This window comes from Corallococcus exercitus (assembly GCF_003611585.1).
In the GTDB taxonomy this organism is placed as follows: domain Bacteria; phylum Myxococcota; class Myxococcia; order Myxococcales; family Myxococcaceae; genus Corallococcus; species Corallococcus exercitus.
The window spans coordinates 14982-30864 of the sequence record NZ_RAVW01000063.1 but is presented as its reverse complement, the minus strand read 5'-3'; the positions used below and the strand labels follow the sequence as shown (position 1 = coordinate 30864).

Sequence of the window (15883 nt, the reverse complement as noted above, 5' to 3'; positions counted from 1 at the left end):
CCGCCGCCCCACGCACTTCTTCGCGGCGGCTAGACGTTAACGGTGCCGTCCGACATCTGGCCGAAGCCGGGGTGGGCGGTGACGTGCAGGACCTGCGTGAGCGTGCCCAGGTGCTTGAGCATGCGGGCGACGAGGGGCAGCTTCGCCTCGTCCACGCCCGTCAGCACGTCGTCCAGGAGGAAGGGGCGCTTCACCCGGGCGCAGGTCTTCTCCACCACCGTCAGGCGCAGCGCCAGGTAGTAGAGGTCGATGTCCTTCGGGGACAGCTCCCCCACCGGGATGCGGCTGTTCTGCGTGAGCAGGAAGGCGTTGCCCTCGCGGTCCCACTCCACGCCCTGGTAGCGCCGGTCCGTGAGCGCGGTGAGGTACTGCACGCAGCGGTCCTTCATGAGGGCCTGGACCGACAGCATGTCGGACGTGAGCACGTCCGCGGCCTGCGACAGCACCAGCGGGGACGGATCCTCCAGCGGATCCACCGGTACCGGGGCCTGGCCGGGGGCCGCGGCCACCTGCACCGGGGGCGCCTTCGCCAGCGCGATGGACTCCTTCAGCCGGGACAGCTCGCGCTCCACCTCGCGCAGGTCGCGCACGTAGGTGCCCTTGGCGGACAGCTCCGCGTTGAGCTCTTCCTGCTGCGCGCGCAGCTCCTGCCCGTCGCGAATGGCGCCCTGGTACTCGGCGGAGGCCTCGTACTCCTCCAGCTGCGTCTGCAGCTCCCCCAGCCGCATGCCGAGCAGGTCCTTCTGCTCCAGCGCGCCGGGGATCTCCTCGTAGCTCTCCAGGTTCAGGGCCTTGATGGCCATGCGCACCGGCGCGTCCTCGAGCTCGAACTCGTCGAGGATCTTCTTCTGCCGCGCGTCCTTGCGGTTGTCCTTGGAGCCCTTGCGCGTGGCGTGCTGCAGGTCGTCCACGTAGCGCAGCGCCATCCACCCGGCCGTGCCGAAGGCGGGGATGTTGATCAACGCCAGGTAGCGCCACAGGGGCTGCGCCGCGACGATGCCCAGGCCCACGCTCAGGCCCATGAAGAGCACGCCCGCGCCCAGGCCGCCCCAGAAGACGCGATTCTTCGTGAGCGGCGGCACCTTCAGCGACACGTCCTCCAGCTCCGGATCGCGGTCCGTCTCCAGTCGCGCCAGCGCCTCGTCCCGCCGCGCCACAGCCTTCGGGTAGCGCTTCACGCGCGAGAGGATGTCCAGCGGCAAGCCCAACGACTCCGGCGAGGGCGCCGCGCGCCAGGCGGCCTCCGCCTCCGCGATGGCGGCCTTGAGCCCCTCACCGCCCTTGAGCTTCGAGTCCGCCTCGAAGATGAGCGACGACAGCTCGTCCACCTTGAACTGGAGCTGATCCACCGCCCTCGCGGTGACGAGCTCCTTCTCCAGCACCTTCACCTTCGCCTCGGCGGCCGGCACGTCCTCCGCCGGCTGCACCTGGGTGGCGGCCGCCAGCGACGGCGTGGCCCCGGAGGCCTTCGCTCCCGCGGCCGCGGCGGCCTTGGGTGCGCTCTTACGGGGACGGCGCGACGGCAGCATCACCAGCTGGAGGCAGTACACCTGTTCGAAGGTGGTGCGTGGAGGCAGGCCCGCCTGACCGCGCAGGTACTGGTTGATCTCCGACGTGTCCGTGGACACCAGCTCCGGCTGGCTCGTGGCGGGGTTGAGCCGGTGCAGCGAGCCGGAACCGCCCAGCTCGCGCAGCACCCGGTACGTCATCCCGTCCTGGCCCACGAACGTCAGCGCGGCCTTGCCCGAGCGCCCCGCCGAGCCCACCAGACTGGAGTCCCCGCCCCGGCCGTCCGCGAACAGCAGCGACAGCGCGAGGCTCCCCAGCGGCAGCACGTCCGCCGTGGGCGGCTTGAGGATGAGGTACCCGGTCTTCAGCGGGAAGCGCCCGGCGGGAGAGAACCCGCGGACGTTCTGGATGGCGACCTCGACGAAGTGCATGGCGCGCGCAGTCTAGCCCGAACGAAAAAAGGAGCGTCCAGTGAAGGACGCTCCTTCTCTCACGCGGCCGCGAAGGCCGCGAGAGGGTTTCTGCGGACCTACTATCCCTGAGCGGCGGCGGCCTTGGCGGCCTTGGCGGCGGCCTTCTCCGGGTCGACCTGCACGTCCACGCGCGAGGCCTTGCCCTTCAGCTCGCGGAGGTAGAACAGGCGCTTGCGGTTCACGTCGCCGCGGGTGAGGACTTCGATCTTCTCGTAGCGCGGGCTGTGGATGGGGAAGATGCGCTCCACGCCGACGCCGAAGGACATCTTGCGCACGGTGAAGGTCGCGCGGTTCGTGCCCTTGGTCTTGCGGATGACCACGCCCTCGAAGGCCTGCACGCGCTCCTTCTCGCCTTCCTTGACCTTCCAGTGGACGCGAACGGAATCACCCGTGCGGAACGCGGTGATGTCCTTGCGCAGGAACTTGTTTTCGACGTGCTCGATGAGGCTGCGGCGCATGACGGACTCCAGAAAGCGGAACTTGACGCGTAGGACGCGTGGAAAAGAGCGGGCCGTCCTAGCAGAGACCGCCGGGACGAACAAGCCTGCAACAAAAGGTTCCGCGAGAACACGCAGGGTTACAACGCTTCTTCTTCCCTGGCGAGCAGTTTCTGATCCGCTTTGCTGAACACCAGCCGCGCGAACAGGTCCGGCCGACGCTCCTGCGTGAGCTTGATGGCCTTCCACCGGCGCCAGCGGGCGATGCGCGCGTGATCGCCGGACTGGAGGACGGCCGGCACCTCGGCGCCCCGGAAGACGGGCGGACGGGTGTAGTGCGGGTGCTCCAGCAGGCCTTCCTCGAAGCTCTCCGCCACGGAGGACGCTTCGTTGCCCAGGACGCCCGGCACCAGCCGCGCCACGGCGTCCACCACCGCCATGGCTGCCACCTCCCCGCCCGTGAGGACGAAGTCGCCCAGGGACAGCTCACCGTCCAGGAAGGGCATCACCCGCTCGTCCACGCCTTCGTAGCGGCCGCAGACGAGGATCAGCCCGGCCTCGTGCCGCGCCAGCTCGCGTGCCGTGGCCTGCGTGAACGTGGGCCCCCGAGGGCTCATCAGCAGCGCCTTCGCACCGGGCAGGCGGGCGCGCGCGGCCTCGATGGCGGCCACCAGGGGCTCCGGCTTCATCACCATGCCGGCGCCGCCACCGTAGGGGGCGTCGTCGGTGACGCGGTGCTTGCCCTCGGCGAAGTCACGCACGTCGGTGAGCGTGACGGAGATGAGCCCCTTCTCCTGGGCCTTCCCGAGGATGCTCGCGCCCAGGTAGCCGGACACCATCCCGGGGAACAGCGTGAGGAGCTCCACGGGGTAGCTCACCCGCCGTCTCCGTCGCCAGAGCCTCCAGCAGGGCCTTCCGGCCCGTCCGCCTCCAGGTACTCCGGAGGCCGGATGACGATGCGCCCCGCGGGCACGTCCACCGTGGGAACGAACTCATCCGCGAAGGGCACCACCAGCTCCGGCCGGCCCTTCGCGCGGATCACCAGGTTGGGCACCTCACCGGTGGCCCAGACCTCTTCCACCGTGCCCAGGGGGGCGCCCTGCTCGTCCACGGCGGTGAGGCCCACGAGGTCGCCCTGGAAGAACTGCCCTTCCTCGGGCGGCTCCAGGTCGTCGCGGTAGACGAGCACCTTCGCGCCCACCAGTGCCTCGGCGGCCGTGCGGGACTCGATGCCCTCGAAGCACACGAGGTCTTCCTTGTTCGCCGGGCGGAAGGACTCCACGGCGTACTCGCGCTCCTCGCCGGAGCGCAGGCGCAGCCGGACGCGCTCGACGGTGCCGAGCGTCTCCGAGGCGGGGTCGAACGCACGGACCGCCACCTCGCCGCGCAGCCCGTGCGCACGGGCCACGTAGCCCAGCTCCAGACACGCCAGCGCGCTCACCGCGCGGCGTCCGGAGCGGGCGGCGCCGGGGGAGAACCCGGGGCGCGCCGGTCGTCGAGAATCTCCAGGCGGACCTTCTGGCCCTGCTTTTGGGCGGCGGCGTTGAGCAGCGTCCGGAGGGCGTTCACGGTGCGCCCATCACGGCCGATGACCTTGCCGACGTCCTCGGGGGCGACCTTCAGCTCATAGAGCCGGCCGCCATCCGCCTCGGAGATGCGCAGGGCGACCTGGTCGGGTTGATCAACCAGGGCCTTCGCCAGATACGTGAGCAGCGGCTCCACGTCTTGTCCAGACGGGGGCGTGCTCAGGCGGTGGTCGCCGGGGCCTGCTTCTTCGCCGTCTTGATGAGGTCCGCGACCGTCTCGGAGGGCAGCGCGCCGCTCTTCAGCCAGTAGTTCAGCCGCTCCTCGTTGAACTGCACCTTCGCGGGGCTGTGGTTGGGGTCGTAGGAACCGACCTGCTCCAGGAACTTGCCGTCGCGCGGGCTGCGCGAGTCGGTGGCAACCACGTGGTAGTACGGCATCTTCTTGGCGCCCGCGCGGGCAAGACGGAGGACAACGGCCATGGAACGCTCCAGCGAAAACGTGTGACTTCTACGGTAACAGGCGGAGGGGGGCGCTCTTAGCGCCCTGCCGACTGGATTGTCAAGGAAGCTCGGGTGCTTATGTCACGTCGGGGCTTCCGCGGCCGTCTCGTCCCGGTTGGCGAGCTGGCCACAGGCCCCGGCGATGTCCCGGCCCCGGTTCTTGCGGATGTATGCCGCGACGTGCGCCTCGGCAAGGATGGCCCGGAACTCCTCGGCCCGCTGCTCGCCCGTCGTCTGGAACCCCAGGCCGGGGTTCTCGTTGTAGGGAATCAGGTTCACCTTGGCGGGAATGTCGCGCAACAGCTCCCTCAGCCGGTGCGCGTCCTCGTCGGTGTCGTTGAAGCCCTTGAGCAGCACGTATTCGAAGGTGATGCGCCGGCCCTGGCGCAGCGGGAACTTGCGGCACGCGTCCAGCAGCGCCGCGATGTTCCACTTGCGGTTCACCGGCATCGTCTTGCTGCGCTGCTCGTCCGTGCTGGCGTTGAGCGAGATGGCCAGCTTGACGTCCGTCTCCTGGCCGAAGCGCTCGATCATCGGCACCAGGCCCACGGTGGAGACGGTGATGTGCCGGTGGCTGAAGTTGGGCCCCTCCTCCGACTGGAGGATGGAGAGCGCCGTCTTGAGGTTCTCGAAGTTGTGGAGCGGCTCGCCCATGCCCATGAACACCAGGTTCGTGAGCGGGCGCAGCGTCTCCAGACCTTCGTTCTGGCGCACCTCGCGGTTCACCGCGTGCACCTGGGCGACAATCTCCCCAGGGGTGAGGTTGCGCTTGAGGCCCAGCGTGCCCGTCATGCAGAACGAGCAGGCCATCGCGCAGCCCACCTGCGTGGACACGCAGAGCGTCTTGCGGTCCTCCGCCGGCATGTAGACGGACTCGATGAAGCGCCCGTCGCGCGTCTTGAAGCGGTACTTGATGGTGCCGTCGACGCTGCGCTGCTCCAGGTCCTTCACCAGCGGGACGATCTCCGCCTGGGCCTTGAGCTTCTCGCGCAGGGCCTTGGACAGGTCCGTCATCTCGTCGAACGACGTGGCGCCGCGCTGGTGCAGCCAGCGGTAGAGCTGCGCCGCGCGGAACGGGCGCTCGCCCAGCTGCTCGCTCAGGAAGAGCGCGAGCTTCTCGCGCGACAGGCTGGCCACGTCGGTCAGCTTCGCGGGGGCCGGCACCGGCAGGGGCTCGGTGACAGGGAGGGCTGTGGCGGTAGGCTCTGACATCGTTCAGTCGGGGCTAACGGAGGGAAATGGGGCGTGCTTCCCACAAGAAGGCACGGCAAGTCAAAGGAGAGCCCGTCCCCTCCCCTGCCTACCCCTTCGAGTCGTGGTGCTCGGCGACGCCGCGCTTCCAGTAGCCCGTCACCCGCATCCAGCTCTTGTTCAGACCGCGCTCGTTCACCAGGTGTTCCCGGATGGGCTTGAGCGACGTGGACTCACCGGCCACGAACACGAACCCATCCCCGGAGGGCTGCGTCCAGGCGCGCAGCGCGTCCTCCAGGTGCTTCGTCGTGCCCGCCTCCGCGCCGCCCCGGTGCAGCCAGGTGAGCTTCAGGTCCGCCTTGCTGACGATGGGCTGCTCCTCCGCCGCGTCCGCGACCTCGATGAAGGCGAACGCGCGCTTGCCCGCGGGCAGCTCCTCCAGGCGGCGAGCGATGGCCGGCAGCGCGCTCTGGTCCCCCGCGAGCAGGTACCAGTCGAAGTCGTCCGCCACGTCGTGCGTGCTGCGCGGACCGCCGATGCCCATGAAGTCCCCGGGCTTCGCCTGCGCGGCCCACATCGACGCGGGGCCTTCGCCGTGCAGCACGAAGTCGATGTCCAGCTCGTTCGCCTTCGGGTCGAAGCGGCGCGGCGTGTAGTCGCGAGACGCGGGCTTCGTGAGCCCCTCCGGCATGGCCAGGCCGAGGGGCCCCACCACCGGCATGTTCGGCTTCCGCACGCCGGGCTCCGCGAAGAAGCACTTCACGTGATCATCCGCGCCGGGGGACGAAAAGCCCTCCAGCTCCGGGCCGCCCAGCGTCACGCGCACCATGTGCGGCGACAGCCGCGTCACGCGCAGGACTTCCAGCAACCGCAACTTCACCGGGAACGGCCCCCGCCGGGCCACGCGCTCCGAATCGCCGCTCATGCGTGCTTCCTTGCCGATTGTGATTTTCATTATCGGTAGCAAGGACCGTCCGGGAGGGCAACCGGATACGGCAGGCCGGCGAGCTTCGGAAAAGACGACGGCCCGGGTCCGCGCCGCGTGGGGCGTGGACTCCGGGCCGCTGTCAGCAGGCTGGACGCTGCCTAGTACTTCTGGAGCTCGGTCTCGCGGAAGAAGTACGCGATCTCGTTCTTCGCGTTCTCCAGGCTGTCCGAGCCGTGCACCGTGTTCGCGTCGATGCTCTGGGCGAAGTCGGCGCGGATGGTGCCCTTGTCGGCCTTCTTCGGATCCGTGGCGCCCATGAGGTCACGGTTCTTCTGGACGGCGTTCTCACCCTCGAGCGCCATCACGACCACCGGTCCGGAGGTCATGAACGAGACCAGGTCCTTGAAGAAACCCCGGGCGCTGTGGACGGCGTAGAAGCCTTCCGCTTCCTTCTGCGACAGCTGCTGCAGACGGATGCCGACGGGCGTCAGGCCCGCCTTCTCGAAGCGGGCGATGATCTCGCCGATGTGGTGGTTCTTCAGCCCGTCCGGCTTGATGATGGACAGCGTGCGCTCGATGGCCATGTCTTGGCTCCTCGTGTGTGTGTCGTGTGAAAGGTTCGACTCAGCGCTTCGGGGGGCCGCGCTTGACGGCCGCCTGCAGCGTGGTGCCCAGCTCGGCGGGGCTCGCGGCCATCAGGATGCCCGCGGCCTCCATCGCCTTGATCTTCTCCGAGGCCGTGCCCTTGCCGCCGGAGATGATGGCGCCCGCGTGGCCCATGCGCTTGCCCGGGGGCGCGGACTGACCGGCGATGAAGCCGGCGATGGGCTTGGTGAACTCGCGCTTGACGTACTCGGCGCCCTCTTCCTCCGCGCTGCCGCCGATCTCACCGATCATGATGACGGCGTCCGTCTCCGGGTCGGCCTGGAAGAGCTTCAGCACGTCCACGAAGTTGGTGCCGTTGACGGGGTCGCCGCCAATGCCCACCGCGGTGGACTGGCCCAGGCCCAGCTGCGTGAGCTGGTGCACGGCCTCGTAGGTCAGCGTGCCGGAGCGGGACACCACGCCGATGCGGCCCGGCTTGTGGATGTGGCCCGGCATGATGCCGATCTTGCACTTGGCGCCAGGGGTGATGACGCCCGGGCAGTTCGGCCCGATGAGGCGCACGCCCGGCTTGCCCTGCAGGTAGCGCTTGGCGCGCACCATGTCGTTGACCGGGATGCCCTCGGTGATGGTGATGATGAGGGAGATGCCCGCGTCCGCGGCCTCCATGATGGAGTCCGCGGCGAAGGGCGGCGGCACGAAGATGACGGACGTGTTCGCGCCCGCCTGCTTCACCGCGTCGGCGACCGTGTTGAACACGGGAACCTTGCCCTCGAAGGAGGTGCCGCCCTTGCCCGGCGTGACACCGCCCACAATCTTCGTCCCGTACTCCAGCATCTGCTTGGCGTGGAACGAGCCCGCCGAGCCGGTGATGCCCTGGACGAGGACCTTCGTGTTCTCGTTGACGAGGATGCTCATGGCGATCTTTCAGGTAAGAGGGGGCGAAGGCCCTACTTGATGGCCGCCACGGCCTTCTCGGCCGCCTGGCGAAGGTTGTCCGCGGGGGTGATGGCGAGGCCCGAGTTGCGGAGCAGCTCCTTGCCCTGCTCCACGTTGGTGCCTTCCAGGCGCACGATGAGCGGGATCTTCAGCTGCACTTCCTTCGCCGCCGCGATGATGCCTTCCGCGATGACGTCACACTTCATGATGCCGCCGAAGATGTTGACGAGCACCGCCTTGACCTGCGGATCCGCGAGGATGAGCTTGAAGGCCGCCGTCACCTTCTCCTTGCTCGCGCCGCCGCCCACGTCCAGGAAGTTGGCCGGAGCGCCGCCCACCAGCTTGATGGTGTCCATGGTGGCCATGGCCAGGCCCGCGCCGTTCACCATGCAGCCGATGTTGCCATCCAGCGCGATGTAGGCCAGGTCGTACTCCTTGGCCTGCGTCTCGCGGGGCTCCTCCTCCGCCAGGTCGCGGTACTCCAGGAGCTCCTTGTGCCGGTAGAGCGCGTTCTCGTCGAAGGTCACCTTCGCGTCGAGCGCCACCACGCCGCCGCTCTTGCGGATGACCAGCGGGTTGATCTCCACGAGGGCCGCGTCCGTCTCCACGTACATCTTGTAGAGCGCGGCGCAGAACTGGACGAACTTGTTCACCGTGGGGCCCGTCAGGCCCAGGCCGAAGGCCAGCTCGCGGCCCTGGAAGTCCGCGAAGCCCACCGCGGGGTCCACGACGGCGCGGAGGATCTTCTCCGGGTGCTTCTCCGCCACTTCTTCAATCTCCACGCCGCCCTCGGTGGACGCCATGAAGGTGATGCGGCTGGTGGCGCGGTCGAGCGTCACGCCCAGGTACAGCTCCTGACCGATGTCGAGGCCTTCCTCGATGTAGACCTTGTGGACCTTCTGCCCTTCCGGGCCGGTCTGGATGGTCTTGAGCATCATGCCCAGCATCTGCCGGGCCAGCTCCTTGGCCTCCGCGGGGCTCTTGGCCAGCTTCACGCCGCCGCCCTTGCCGCGGCCGCCCGCGTGGATCTGCGACTTCACGACGACGACGGGCGTGGCGAGTTCCTTCGCCGCAGCCTCGGCCTCATCGGGAGAGAGCGCGAGGATGCCGCGCGGCGTGGGCACGCCATACTTCCGGAAGAGTTCCTTGCCCTGGTACTCGTGGATCTTCATCGAATCTCCGGGTGGGACGAGGGGAGACGAGGACAGCCCCTACACGGGGCGTCAACGCGGGCCCTCATTGCGCAGAAAACGACGGATGGCAAGGCCGTTTGGCCTCCAGCGTCGCGACGGGACACAGGCGCTGGCCTCGGGGATAACACCCGGTGTCCGGGGGAATGAGGCGGCCTTCACCCGAACGGGCACGGCCCCGCCCGGCGCCCCGCTGACATGGGGCGCTGGCACGGGGCCGCGAGGAAGCCAGGACGGCGAGCGGGAGGGACTACCCCGGACCGCTGGACGCCTTCTGCTCCTCTTCCTTGAAGAAGATGTCCTTGATCATCAGCTTGCTCACCTCGCGGTTCATCACCGCGATGGAGGTGGTGAGGGGGATCTCCTTCGGGCAGACCTTCACGCAGTTCTGCGCCTTGCCGCAGTCCTGGATGCCGCCGGGGCCCATGAGGGCGCGCGTGCGCTCCTCCGCGTTCAGCTTGCCCGTGGGGTGCATGTTGAACAGGCGGGCCTGGCTGATGGGCGCGGCGCCGATGAAGTCGTTGTCCTGCGTCACCTGGGGGCACGCCTCCAGGCAGCTGCCGCAGGTGATGCACGTGGACAGCACGTACATCACAGACTGGTCCTTCTGCGACTGGCGCGGGCCGGGGCCCAGGTTGTACGTGCCGTCGACGGGGATCCACCCCTTCACGCGCTTGAGCGACTCGAACATGCGGTCGCGGTCCACGGTGAGGTCGCGCACCACCGGGAACTTCTTCATCGGCTCCAGGGTGATGGGCTGCTGGAGCTTGTCCACCAGCGCGGAGCACGCCATGCGCACCCGGCCGTTGATGTTCATGGCGCAGCTGCCACACACCTCCTCGAGGCACGCGGCGTCCCACACCACGGGGGCCACCTTCTTGCCCTCCACGGTGACGGGGTTGCGCTGGATCTCCATCAGGCAGGAGATGACGTTGGCGCCCTTCGTGTAGGGGACCTTGAACTCGTCGAAGTGACCCGGCTTGTTCGGATCATCCTGCCGCCAGATGCGGAAGGTGACGGTCTTCGAGCTGACGGCGCTGGCCTGTGCGGTGTCCATGGTGCGGCTGCCCTTCCCTTCACTGCCAAATCAGGTGGCGGAAACCCGCGCCTGAAAGCGCGCGGGCCCGGAAAGCAATGAACGCCTTACGCGTACCAACGGGGCTCGGGGTCCAGCACCGGCGTGGGCAGGTCCTGGTAGGAGATCTGCGGGCCCTGGGAGGCGTACGTGGCGATGGTCGTCTTCGCCCACTTCTCGTGGCGCTTGCGCCACAGGTCCATCCACTGCGGATCCTCGCGCGGGTCCTTCGACTTGGGCTCCGGCAGGGAGAAGTCCGGCTTGTAGTGGGCGCCGCGGCTCTCGTCGCGCAGGAGCGCGCTGGTGGCAATCACTTCGCCCAACTCCAGCATGTTCCACACCTGGTTGGTGTAGGAGAGCGCGCGGTTGGCGACGACGCCCGTGTCCAGCACGTTGACGCGGGTCCAGCGGTCCTTCAGGTCGCGGATGCGCTCCACCGTCTTCTTCAGGCGGTCGTTGTAGCGCACCACGGTGCAGTTCTCCGTCATCACCTCGCCCAGTTCCTTGGCGAGCTGGTACGGGTTCTCCGCGCCGTTCATCTGCTTGATGGTGGCGAAGCGGTCCTGCCAGTACTTCTTCGCGTCCGCGAAGTACTTCTCCGGCATCGCCGCGGCGCTGGTCGTCTGGCTCTTGGCGAAGGACGCCATCGCCGGGCCGCCGATCATGCCGGAGTAGATGCAGGACAGGAGCGAGTTGGCGCCCAGGCGGTTCGCGCCGTGGAAGGCGTAGTCCGCCTCGCCGGCCGCGTACAGGCCCGGGATGCGCGTGCTCTGGTTCACCGGGCTGCCGTCCAGCGGCGTCTGGGTGCGCGGGTCCGCCTCGAAGGAGACGTGCAGGCCGCCCATCGAGTAGTGCATGCCCGGGAAGATGACCATGGGCGTGTGGCGCGGATCATCTCCGACGAACTTCTCGTAGATCTCCTTGACGCCCTTGATCTTCGCGTCGAGCGTCTTGGCCGGGATGTGCGTCACGTCCAGGTACACGCCGTCGCGCCCGCCCAGGCCCATGCCCAGGTCGCGGCAGACCATGAAGATCTCCCGCGTCGCCACGTCGCGCGGCACCAGGTTCTTGTACTTGGGGTACTTCTCTTCCAGGAAGTACCAGCGCTCGCTCTCCGGGATCTCCCGGGGGTTGCGCGTGTCGCCCTTCTTCTTGGGCACCCAGACGCGGCCGCCCTCGCCGCGCACGGACTCGCTCATCAGGCGCAGCTTGTCCTCGCCCGGGATGGAGGTGGGGTGCACCTGGATGAACTCGCCGTTGGCGTACAGCGCGCCTTCCATGTACGCGCGGCCCGCAGCGGTGCCGGTGTTGATGATGGAGTTGGTGGAGCGCCCGAAGACGATGCCGGGGCCGCCCGTCGCCAGGCACACCGCCTCCGCCGGGAAGGTGCGGATCTCCATGGTGCGCAGGTCCATGGCCACGCTGCCGATGCAGCGGCCGGACTCGTCCTTCACCGTGCCCAGCCACTCCCAGTACTCGTACTTGGTGACCTTGCCCTCCGCCTCGTAGCGGCGGACCTGCTCGTCCAGCGCGTAGAGCAGCTGCTGGCCGGTGGTGGCGCCCGCGAACGCGGTGCGGTTGTGCAGGGTGCCGCCGAAGCGGCGGAAGTCCAGCAGGCCTTCCGGCGTGCGGTTGAACGTCACGCCCATGCGGTCCAGCAGGTAGATGATGCCGGGCGCCGCGTAGCACATGCCCTTCACGGATGTCTGCTCCGCGAGGAAGTCGCCGCCGCGCAGCGTGTCCTTCACGTGGATGTCCGGGTGGTCGCCCTCACCCTTCGTGTTCACCGCGCCGTTGATGCCGCCCTGGGCACAGACCGAGTGGGAGCGTTTGACCGGGACGAGCGAGAGCACGTCCACCTGGTGACCCGCCTCCGCCAGCTTGATCGTCGTCATCAGCCCGGCCAGACCGCCGCCCACCACCGTGAATCGCGCTGCTGCCGCCATCATCGTCTCCTTGACCACTGGACGCCCGGGGGGGTGCCTTCACGGGGGGCCGCTGAAGTCCTGCTTCGCGACACGTGCCCCGCTCCCGTCATCCAGTGCGAGTCCTACACGCTAGTTAACTTGGAAAAATACCGCCGCAAGGACGGGGGGCCGGGGGATAAGCCCGGATCATTCGCGACATCAGGCGGGGCCCGCCAGCAGGATTCCGGCGGGCCCGACCGACAGCCGGACTACAGCTTGACGAGGTCGACGGTGCCCTTCACGGAGGTGAAGGACTTGTTCAGCTCCGCCTTCTCCGCGTCGTTCAGCTCCACCTCGATGATCTTCTCCACGCCGTTCGCGCCGATCTGCGCGGGGACGCCGAAGAAGAAGTCCTTGATGCCGTACTGGCCCTTGAGCAGGGCCGCGGCCGGCAGCACGCGCTTGCGGTCGAAGAGGAAGCTCTCCGCCATGGCGATGGAGGAGGAGGCGGGGGCGAAGTAGGCGCTGCCCGTCTTGTACAGGCCCACCAGCTCCGCGCCGCCCTTGCGGGTGCGGTCGATGATGGCGTCCAGCTTGTCTTTGGCGATGAGCTGGGTGAGCGGCACGCCGCCCACGGTGCTGTGGCGCACGAGCGGAACCATGTCGTCGCCGTGGCCGCCGAGCACGAGCGCCTCCACGTCACGGATGGAGCAGCCCAGGGCCTCGGCCACGAAGCACTTGAAGCGGCTGGTGTCCAGCACGCCCGCCATGCCCACGACCATGTTGTCCTTCAGGCCGGCGATCTTGTGGAGCGCGAACACCATCGCGTCCAGCGGGTTGGCCACGTTGATGACGAAGGCGTCCGGGGCGTGCTGCTTGATGTTGCCCGCCACGTCCTTCATGATCTTCAGGTTGACGTCCAGCAGGTCCTCGCGGGACATGCCGGGCTTCCGGGGCACGCCGGCCGTGATGATGATCACGTCCGAGCCCGCGACGTCCTTCCAGTCCGTGGAGCCGGTGACGCGGCTGTCGTAGCCATCCACCGCGGACAGCTGGTTGATGTCCAGCGCCTTGCCCTTGACCAGACCCTCGGCCGCCGGGATGTCGTAGAGCACCACGTCGCCAAGGTTCTTCTGGACCGCCAGCAGCGCCAGGTTGCCGCCGATCTGACCGCCGCCAATGAGGCCGATCTTCTTCTTCTTGTGAGCCATGGTTTCGCCCTCCTGCTTTGGGGTGGGGACTACATGTGCTTGATGATGGCCTGACCGAACTCCGAGCACTTCACCTCGGTCACGGTCTCCTTCGTCTCCAGCTTCATCAGGCGCGCGAAGTCGTACGTCACGGTGCGCGCGGCGATGGCCTTGTCCATGCCCTTGATGATCAGGTCCGCGGCCTCGTGCCAGCCCATGTGGCGGAGCATCATCTCGCCGGAGAGGATGACGGAGCCCGGGTTCACCTTGTCCAGGTCCGCGTACTTGGGCGCGGTGCCGTGGGTGGCCTCGAAGACGGCGTGGCCGGAGACGTAGTTGATGTTGCCGCCCGGCGCGATGCCGATGCCGCCCACCTGCGCCGCGAGCGCGTCCGACAGGTAGTCGCCGTTGAGGTTGAGCGTGGCGATGACATCGAACTCGTCCGGACGGGTCAGCACCTGCTGCAGGGTGATGTCCGCGATGGAGTCCTTGATGATGATCTTCCCGGCGGCCACCGCGGCCTTCTGCTCGGCGTTGGCGGCGTCCTCGCCCTTGGCGGCCTTGGTGGCCTCCCACTGGTCCCAGGTGTAGACCTTGCCACCGAACTCACGCGCCGCGAGGTCGTAGCCCCACTTGCGGAACGCGCCCTCGGTGAACTTCATGATGTTGCCCTTGTGGACCAGCGTGACGCTCTTGCGCTTGAGGTCCACCGCGTACTGGATGGCCGCGCGCACCAAGCGCTCCGTGCCTTCCTGCGACACGGGCTTGATGCCGATGCCGACGTTCGCCGGGAAGCGGATCTTGCCCGCCTCCTTGGGGAACTCCTGCTTCAGCCAGCCCAGGAACTTCTCCGCCTGCGCGGTGCCGGCCTCGAACTCGATGCCCGCGTAGATGTCCTCCGTGTTCTCACGGAAGATGACCATGTCCACCTTGTCCGGCTGCTTCACCGGGCTGGGCACGCCCTTGAAGTAGCGCACGGGCCGCAGGCAGACGTACAGGTCCAGCATCTGGCGCAGCGCCACGTTCAGGGAGCGGATGCCACCGCCCACCGGCGTCGTCAGCGGGCCCTTGATCCCCACGAGGTACTCGCGGAACGCGGCGACCGTCTCGTCCGGCAGCCAGTTGTTCACCTGCTTGAAGGACTTCTCGCCGGCCAGCACCTCGTACCAGGAGATCTTCTTCTTGCCGCCGTAGGCCTTCTCCACCGCCGCGTCGAACACGGCCTGCGAGGCCTTCCAGATGTCGCGGCCGGTGCCGTCGCCCTCGATGTAGGGGATGATCGGGTTGTTCGGAACGGTCAGCTTGCCGTTCTGCAGGGTGATCTTCTCGCCAGAGGGAGGCGCCATGAACGCAAACTCCTGATTGAGACCGGGGTCTTGAGAGGCGGCGGATAGTCGGGAACCCGCCCCCGGTCGTCAAGGAGTTTGGCCGCACGTCCCCCTGGGTTCGTCACACCCGGGGTGTGCCGCGCTTATCGCAGCCAATGGTCCGGAAGCAGGATCGTTTTTCCGGATTTTGGAGTGGGCTAGAAGCTCGCGAGCCCCGGCGCCGGCAGCTGGACGCTCACGGCCGTCCCCTGCTCCAGACGCTCCAGCGCGAGCTCACCGCCCATGGCGTCCACCAGCTCCCGGGCCCGGGCAAGCCGCCGCTGGGTGTTCCCCACGCGCAGGGGCGACAGCACCACCGAGCGCGTCTCCCGCTCGGAGAGGCTCACGCCCGGCATCACCACCAGGAAGCGCGGCCCCACGTCGCCAAAGTCATCCGGCGGCTCCACCACCACCCGCACGGCCTGGGCCTCCGGCGGCGCCGCGTCCGCCGCGTGGGCGACGAGCAGCAGCAGGACCTGCTCCAGGCGGCGCCGGCTGACCCGGGCCATCACCGGATCCTCCGGGAGCTCCAGCGACACCTGCACGCCGTGCAGCCGCCGCGTCGCGCCGAGCAGCCCCAGCGCGTCGCGCACGGACACCGCCACGTCCACCTGGAAGACGTCCGGGAGGTCCACGGGCTCCAGCCCCTGACTGCTGAAGGAGGCTTCCGCGTCCCCCAGCGAACCCTGCACATCCAGCGCTGCGCTCATTCGCGGCTCCCTTCCCCCAAGCCCAGAAGCACCGACCATAACGGCGCCCCCTGACACGGTCCATTGCCTGACGGCGCCGGGTCTCCCCCACCTTCCCTGGTGAGGAGAGTTACAGCCCCGCGCCATATTGCTGATAAAGACGCGCACGCTGGGTCCGTATCGCTCCTCGGAAAACCCGTATACGTCCGGTCAATCATGACCCAGGGTGAGTCAAGGCCAGGGACGGAAAAACAGCACCGGCATATAAATTCGATTTGACTGTTACGGCCGAGATCTCCATGATGTGGTCCCAGAATCCAGAGCCGCCAGCGTCTCCAGTCAATCAGGGAGGAAGTGT

16 protein-coding genes are annotated in these 15883 nt (G+C 68.1%); all 16 read right to left on the bottom strand.

Annotated features, from left to right (window positions below; all coding sequences use genetic code 11):
* Window positions 1-29: 29 nt before the first annotated feature.
* The 16 genes from D7W79_RS11010 to D7W79_RS10935 all read right to left on the bottom strand — a co-directional run bounded on the left by D7W79_RS11010 (window position 30) and on the right by D7W79_RS10935 (window position 15546).
* Window positions 30-1940 carry an ATP-binding protein gene (locus D7W79_RS11010; RefSeq protein WP_120525314.1) on the bottom strand — a complete coding sequence of 637 codons (1911 nt, stop codon included), beginning with the start codon at window positions 1938-1940 and terminating at the stop codon, window positions 30-32.
* 101 nt (window positions 1941-2041) lie between these two features.
* Window positions 2042-2440 carry a 50S ribosomal protein L19 gene (gene rplS / locus D7W79_RS11005; protein ID WP_120525313.1) on the bottom strand — a complete coding sequence of 133 codons (399 nt, stop codon included), beginning with the start codon at window positions 2438-2440 and terminating at the stop codon, window positions 2042-2044.
* Window positions 2441-2559: 119 nt separating this feature from the next.
* Entirely contained in the window at window positions 2560-3297 is a 738-nt protein-coding gene (trmD, locus tag D7W79_RS11000; protein WP_120525312.1) for a tRNA (guanosine(37)-N1)-methyltransferase TrmD, read from the bottom strand.
* The gene (gene rimM / locus D7W79_RS10995) at window positions 3294-3860 is read right to left on the bottom strand and encodes a ribosome maturation factor RimM (RefSeq protein ID WP_120525311.1); all 567 of its coding nucleotides are present in this window, start codon (window positions 3858-3860) and stop codon (window positions 3294-3296) included. The genes trmD and rimM overlap by 4 nt, the downstream gene beginning before the upstream one ends.
* Entirely contained in the window at window positions 3857-4141 is a 285-nt protein-coding gene (locus tag D7W79_RS10990) for a KH domain-containing protein (protein ID WP_120525310.1), read from the bottom strand. Before D7W79_RS10990 ends, rimM begins: the two co-directional genes overlap by 4 nt.
* Before the next feature lie 23 nt (window positions 4142-4164).
* Window positions 4165-4425, bottom strand: a complete 261-nt coding sequence (gene rpsP / locus D7W79_RS10985; RefSeq protein WP_014397299.1) for a 30S ribosomal protein S16 — start codon at window positions 4423-4425, stop codon at window positions 4165-4167.
* Window positions 4426-4527: 102 nt separating this feature from the next.
* Window positions 4528-5658 carry a dual-specificity RNA methyltransferase RlmN gene (gene rlmN, locus D7W79_RS10980; protein ID WP_120525309.1) on the bottom strand — a complete coding sequence of 377 codons (1131 nt, stop codon included), beginning with the start codon at window positions 5656-5658 and terminating at the stop codon, window positions 4528-4530.
* 88 nt (window positions 5659-5746) lie between these two features.
* Entirely contained in the window at window positions 5747-6562 is an 816-nt protein-coding gene (locus D7W79_RS10975; protein WP_120525308.1) for a siderophore-interacting protein, read from the bottom strand.
* 161 nt (window positions 6563-6723) lie between these two features.
* Window positions 6724-7149 carry a nucleoside-diphosphate kinase gene (gene ndk / locus D7W79_RS10970; protein WP_120525307.1) on the bottom strand — a complete coding sequence of 142 codons (426 nt, stop codon included), beginning with the start codon at window positions 7147-7149 and terminating at the stop codon, window positions 6724-6726.
* A 40-nt stretch (window positions 7150-7189) separates the two neighbouring features.
* Window positions 7190-8086 (bottom strand): succinate--CoA ligase subunit alpha, encoded by an 897-nt coding sequence (sucD, locus tag D7W79_RS10965; RefSeq protein ID WP_120525306.1) that lies wholly within the window; start codon window positions 8084-8086, stop codon window positions 7190-7192.
* A gap of 32 nt (window positions 8087-8118) precedes the next feature.
* Window positions 8119-9279 carry an ADP-forming succinate--CoA ligase subunit beta gene (sucC, locus tag D7W79_RS10960; RefSeq protein ID WP_120525305.1) on the bottom strand — a complete coding sequence of 387 codons (1161 nt, stop codon included), beginning with the start codon at window positions 9277-9279 and terminating at the stop codon, window positions 8119-8121.
* Between the two features lie 268 nt (window positions 9280-9547).
* Window positions 9548-10354 carry a succinate dehydrogenase iron-sulfur subunit gene (gene sdhB / locus D7W79_RS10955; protein WP_120525304.1) on the bottom strand — a complete coding sequence of 269 codons (807 nt, stop codon included), beginning with the start codon at window positions 10352-10354 and terminating at the stop codon, window positions 9548-9550.
* Between the two features lie 86 nt (window positions 10355-10440).
* A complete protein-coding gene (gene sdhA / locus D7W79_RS10950) occupies window positions 10441-12318 on the bottom strand; it encodes a succinate dehydrogenase flavoprotein subunit (RefSeq protein ID WP_120525318.1) in 1878 nt (625 codons plus the stop codon).
* 230 nt (window positions 12319-12548) lie between these two features.
* Complete coding sequence (gene mdh, locus D7W79_RS10945; protein ID WP_120525303.1) at window positions 12549-13490, bottom strand: malate dehydrogenase; 942 nt, start codon at window positions 13488-13490, stop codon at window positions 12549-12551.
* A gap of 29 nt (window positions 13491-13519) precedes the next feature.
* On the bottom strand, window positions 13520-14815 hold the full coding sequence (gene icd / locus D7W79_RS10940; RefSeq protein ID WP_120525302.1) for an NADP-dependent isocitrate dehydrogenase: 1296 nt from the start codon (window positions 14813-14815) through the stop codon (window positions 13520-13522).
* A 179-nt stretch (window positions 14816-14994) separates the two neighbouring features.
* Complete coding sequence (locus D7W79_RS10935) at window positions 14995-15546, bottom strand: histidine kinase (RefSeq protein ID WP_120525301.1); 552 nt, start codon at window positions 15544-15546, stop codon at window positions 14995-14997.
* Window positions 15547-15883 lie beyond the last annotated feature (337 nt).